This is a genomic window from Okeania sp. SIO2B9, assembly GCF_010672505.1.
Lineage (GTDB): Bacteria > Cyanobacteriota > Cyanobacteriia > Cyanobacteriales > Microcoleaceae > Okeania > Okeania hirsuta.
On record NZ_JAAHGK010000465.1, the window covers coordinates 1 to 5,255 of the forward strand.

Here is a 5,255-nt window from a genome sequence, read left to right on the forward strand (position 1 = left end):
TCCCATAATGTCAAGATTTGCTCAACACAGACAGCTTTGTAACGTCGTGGTCAACCTGTCTATCATTTCAACTCTGAATTTCAAAATATTATTACTAAAAATATTCTCACAAATTTAACATCTCAGATAGATACTCAGTCTTTACAACCAGAGACACTACCTAGTTTATCTGAATCCAAACCTCCTGAGTATTCTACATCTACATCAGTCGATCCATCCTCAAACCCCTTCAAGGCAAGCTCAAAAAATACAGCTCAAGACCTGGTAGAGCATATTCCAGTAAAAACAAATCAGTCTAAGATCAAACACACTGATTTTTATACTAAACTAAAAGCATTTGTAAAAAAAAGTCAAGCATCGCGATCGAATCAGAGCAAACCCGATCGAGTTAAATAGACAGAAGCATCGCAGAAAATAGAAAGTACACAAGAGCAATCAAATAGGTTAATTCTTGCTACAGATGATTGATGAGAAGATGAGAAGATGGGGAGATGGGGAGATGGGGAGATTGGTATATTTGCACAATTTTTTTGTATTTCATATAACTAATTAAACGGACATTATATAACATATTAGGGTGAGTTTATCAAGTAAGATACAAATAACTCACCCCTACAGATTCTTCTTTGGAGATGTTTTCTGACGATCAAGCAACCAACATGATCCAGTTTAATTTTTCACTCGGCGAATTTCTGAGCAAAAAGAAGCTAGAGTAAAACCTAATGGTCTTTTAACTACACTGGTGCGTAACCGTAAATTAGGCATCAAATACCAGAAACGTTCCTCCGCGTATAAATCTTCCGACTCAGTAATAAATGTTAAAACATCATCACTCCCCATAATATATCGACCACTGATATTTGTACTCTTACCATCCCCTTTATCCTGCAATAATCTACCTTGGTGGGGGTCGTCAGAATTAGGAATAACTATCAACATTGTTGCACCTATATCTTTCACTTGCTCTCGGTTGATAGTACCATTCCAGTTAATCTGCAACCCTACTAATTGAGCTACACTTGGATCAGTTTGATGTTGTTCGCACAACCTGATTACTGTGGGATTTGTTTTTTCTAATATTTCAACATTTACTTCTGATTTGCCTGCTTGCAACTCCCCGGAAACTAAATTGTGAATCGTGCGTTGGGAAAACCATTGACCTGCACTCAACTGCAAAAATTCGATAATGTCCATTAACCTGCTAATAGTATTAATTCTGAATCAATACTATTGTTGCACTGATTGGCATATATGGCACTTATATCATGTGCCCCCTTCTAGGGGAGCTGCGCTAACGATTGAATACCAATAATATCTGTGAAGGTCAATGGGTAATAGGTAATTGGCACGCTTCTCAAACAGCTTCAAATTTTGGAATTGCAGCGAATGTTACTATTATATCTAGAGCTACTAACTGCTAAATTTTATTATTACTAAAATAAAAACATTATATATTTTAGCCTCTAGTAGCTTTTCTCTATTGAATGATTTATAATACATGAGGTATTAGGCTATTAGAGTTAGAAAGTAATGTCTTAATTATTAACTTGAATATTTTAACACTCATAACATTAAATAATTATGTATAATATTGTCAATCTGTATTTTTTTTGATGTTACTAATTTTCATCTAAAGGTTGATTTTCATAAACTAAAATAATAGCGATCGCATATCTTCAAAACAACTGTAAAAAATAATTATTTCCTAGCTAAGTTAGCCACAATAGACATAGGGATAAAAAAGACAAGCTAGAATAGGGGATTTAAACCCAAGCTTTTAGCACTCTGAAAACTGTTTGCGGAGCATTCCGGTACGGAAATGCTGAAATGCTGATAACTAATTAATTGATTGGCTGAAGATGTCTAATCAACAAAAACTGTAATAAGCAAGCAAAGAATTTTTTATTATCCCAAATATATTTGATTTTCTTAGGAGGTAAAAAAATCAAAAATCAAACTATAGCTTGATCCCAGCAACAGTAGATAAATCAAAAAAGAGAATTCAATTGGACTAAAAAACCATAATTGTGACGATAACTCTTTCCAAAAACATCAAATTGTGGTAAATATTAAGTTTAAGCTATGCTATTAAAATTATTATATATCACTAAATATGGTATAAGTCAAGGGTACTAAACTATGCTCATAGAGATATTAACCCTTTTTGCGGGTGCAGGACTTGAACAAGCAACCAGTGTCACATGGCATTGGGTAAGTAAGTGGGCAGCAAAGAAAGCTGATGAAAAGAATCAGGTAATACAGACAGCGTTAGTAACTTCATATTGTAAGGCTTTACAGGTAATTCGTAAAGAATCTCAACAACTATCCCAGTGGAGGCAAGATAAAGCTGAAATTGAAGGCAGACTAACAGAAATGGAGAAAGATGCACTAATGATACTAGATTTAGTGCAAACACACAAGCAAAGAATAACTCATCTACCTCAAGGTAGAGAAGAAGAAGCAATAGTGAAAGTCGTGATGTCTAGACTGCAAAGCAAAGATAAGTGGCTCAAACACGCTCCAAAAGAATTATCTGTGCTAGTGGAAACTAAATTAGTGTCAATTACAGTCCATCAATTTCGCCACGAGCTGAGAACAGAAAGTACAGTATTTCAAGCCTTAGTACACGATATGCTAGCAACAGCAGGTGAAGATATCAGTTGTCTTGTTGATGTGACCAACAAAATAGAGAGAAGAGTCGATCAATTTGTTGGCGACTACCGTCAAGATATAGACAGAATAATTGCAGGTATTGGTGGAGCTAATACTCACTTAGAACAGTTAATATTACTGCTGCGTAAACAGATGCAACAATGTCAGGTAATACCTGCTGACTTTGCTGCATTAATAGCAGATAAAACTGAAGGATTTTTGGGACGGGGTTTTGTTTTTGATGCCATTGAAGATTTCATCCATAACCAATCTAAAGGATATTTTATCATCGAAGCAGACCCAGGAGTAGGCAAAAGTACAATCATAGCCGAATATGTACGTCGCACAAGTTGTCTTGCCTATTTCAATTTATTATCAGAAGGTAGAACTAGAGCTGAAGATTTTCTTAAGAGTATCTGTACCCAGCTAATTGAAGGCTATAATTTGCCTTATGAACTACCATTACATCCGGATAACACTAGCAATGGCAACTTTCTATCAAAACTACTAAACGAAATTAGTGCCCAACTAACACCAGGAGAAAAACTCATAATTGCAGTTGATGCTTTAGATGAAGTCGATTTAAGTAGTCAAAGTGGAGCGGCTAATGTGCTTTACTTACCAGCAAACTTACCCAATAAAGTTTATTTTCTGCTTACTAAGAGGTCTGACCCACTACCGTTAGTCATTTCGGCACCGCAGAAGATTTTTGACTTAATGATTTATCCTAATGAAAGTCTAGAAGATGTCAAACTATTTATTCGTCTGCGCACAAAACGACCAGCAGTAAAAGAATGGATCGAACAAAGAGGCTTAACATTAGAAGAATTTGTCGAATCTATAGCCAGCAATAGTGAAAATAATTTCATGTACTTAAAATATGTACTTGATGATATTGAGCAAGGTAACTATAGAGATATTAACTTAGAAAGTTTACCTCAAGGTTTAGAGAAATATTACGATCAACACTGGCATCGAATGAAAATGAATGTCAAACCATTGCCTGTAACTAAATTAAAAGTCATATATTTCTTAACAAAAACTCGTAAACCAGTATCCTGCAGAATGTTAGCAAAATTTAGTGGAGAAATTTCCTTAATAGTTCAAGAAATTCTGGATGAGTGGGCACAATTTCTGCGAATTTATCAAACAGAAGGAAAACCAGTTTATAGCATATATCATGCTGCATTTCAAGACTTTCTTTACCGAAAAGATATCGTCCAAGAAGTAGAATCATTAATTGAAATCGAAAGTATGGAAAAACAAATCAAAAATAATTTGTTAGGAATGGTTTACAAAAATGCCTAACAAATTATGATTTGGAACTGGAAGTTAGGATACACAAAAAGCGGATGAAATGGCTCGCCAAGGATTGAAATCATTGGCTAATAGCTTAAGTCATCTATAAGATGACTCTTGAGGAGTATGCTATCTTTTTCATCTTTTTATATTGTGGTTAATCAGTGCAACTTGATATTAGTTTGGAGCAAGTTTATCCAACAATTTTGTATTATTTGCGCGATCGCGAAGCGGTAGGACAATATTTAGAAAATTCCTTGGACTATACGAATAAAGCTCAAGCTGAATTTGACCGTCATCCTCCACCTTTTGTGGCGAAGATACTGAAGTAGAAGTTGGAACGTCAATATCATGTCCGGTTGAACAGTTATAAATAAACGACTAAGGAGTCAGGAGTCAGGAGTCAGGAGTAATAAGTCAGGAGTCAGGAGGGAATAAAGAAGAAGAAAGAGAAATTTTTTTTATCATACTCTTATCCGGACATGATATAACTCAAGCAGAGGAAGTGCCTAAATAATGGTAATTACAGCAGTTTTCATTTGGGTAGACCACTGTAGGGATGTTCCATGCAACGTCCCTACAAGGTTTTGATTGTGACGATGTGGTTTATAAATCAGCAAAAGCGCTGTAAATCAGGAATTATATCAAATCCGGTTAAACAGTTATAGAATAGTTAAGTCAGGAGGAGTCAACCCACCCCTCGCCCCTCCCAGGAGGGGAGGGGAAGTTAGGAGTTAGGAGTCAGGAGGAGAGAGAATTACAAAGATGAGCGTAGTTATGACGATTGAAGATTTTTTTTATATTCAATAAAACGGATTTGATATTATATCATGTCCGGTAGTATCGGTATTGTAAGCTTGAAGGTAAAAAAGAAGGAAGAAGGAAGACGGAAGAAGGCTTAAAAGCTTGAAAAAAACGTAAATTTCCTGTAGATATTCACCCTTGGTTTTACACAAACGCGCCCCAGCGGACATGATATTACCCATGAGGTACGAAAAACTAGGACTTGAGATTGCTTTCCGTTCCGGAATACTCCGCAAACCCTATCGGTCGCAATGAGGAAGATACGTTATAGTACCGAAGAAATACTGAAATTATCTTGACTTTTTCTTCTCTTCCTTCCTGACTCCTGTACGTTACTCTAAGCACTGCTCTTCTACCTTAATCTTCATTCCCCATATTATAAATGTATAAAATGTATAAGTACTAAAGCTAAATTAATTGTATATTTGATGGTCATATTAAATAGGTGGGCAAAATTATTTTTATATCTACTGCTCAAGCATACAAGTATATTTTTTTCC

3 protein-coding genes are annotated in these 5,255 nt (G+C 35.5%); 2 read left to right on the forward strand and 1 reads right to left on the reverse strand.

Annotated features, from left to right (window positions below; genetic code table 11):
* Nucleotides 1-669 precede the first annotated feature (669 nt).
* Nucleotides 670-1,194 carry a phycobiliprotein lyase gene (locus F6K13_RS16975; RefSeq protein WP_124147731.1) on the reverse strand — a complete coding sequence of 175 codons (525 nt, stop codon included), beginning with the start codon at nucleotides 1,192-1,194 and terminating at the stop codon, nucleotides 670-672.
* Between the two features lie 945 nt (nucleotides 1,195-2,139).
* On the opposite strand from F6K13_RS16975, the gene F6K13_RS16980 reads away from it, so the two are divergent.
* Both F6K13_RS16980 and F6K13_RS16985 read left to right on the forward strand, forming a co-directional pair.
* Nucleotides 2,140-3,960 (forward strand): ATP-binding protein, encoded by a 1,821-nt coding sequence (locus F6K13_RS16980; protein ID WP_124147730.1) that lies wholly within the window; start codon nucleotides 2,140-2,142, stop codon nucleotides 3,958-3,960.
* Nucleotides 3,961-4,115: 155 nt separating this feature from the next.
* Nucleotides 4,116-4,283, forward strand: a complete 168-nt coding sequence (locus F6K13_RS16985) for a hypothetical protein (RefSeq protein ID WP_161564755.1) — start codon at nucleotides 4,116-4,118, stop codon at nucleotides 4,281-4,283.
* Nucleotides 4,284-5,255 lie beyond the last annotated feature (972 nt).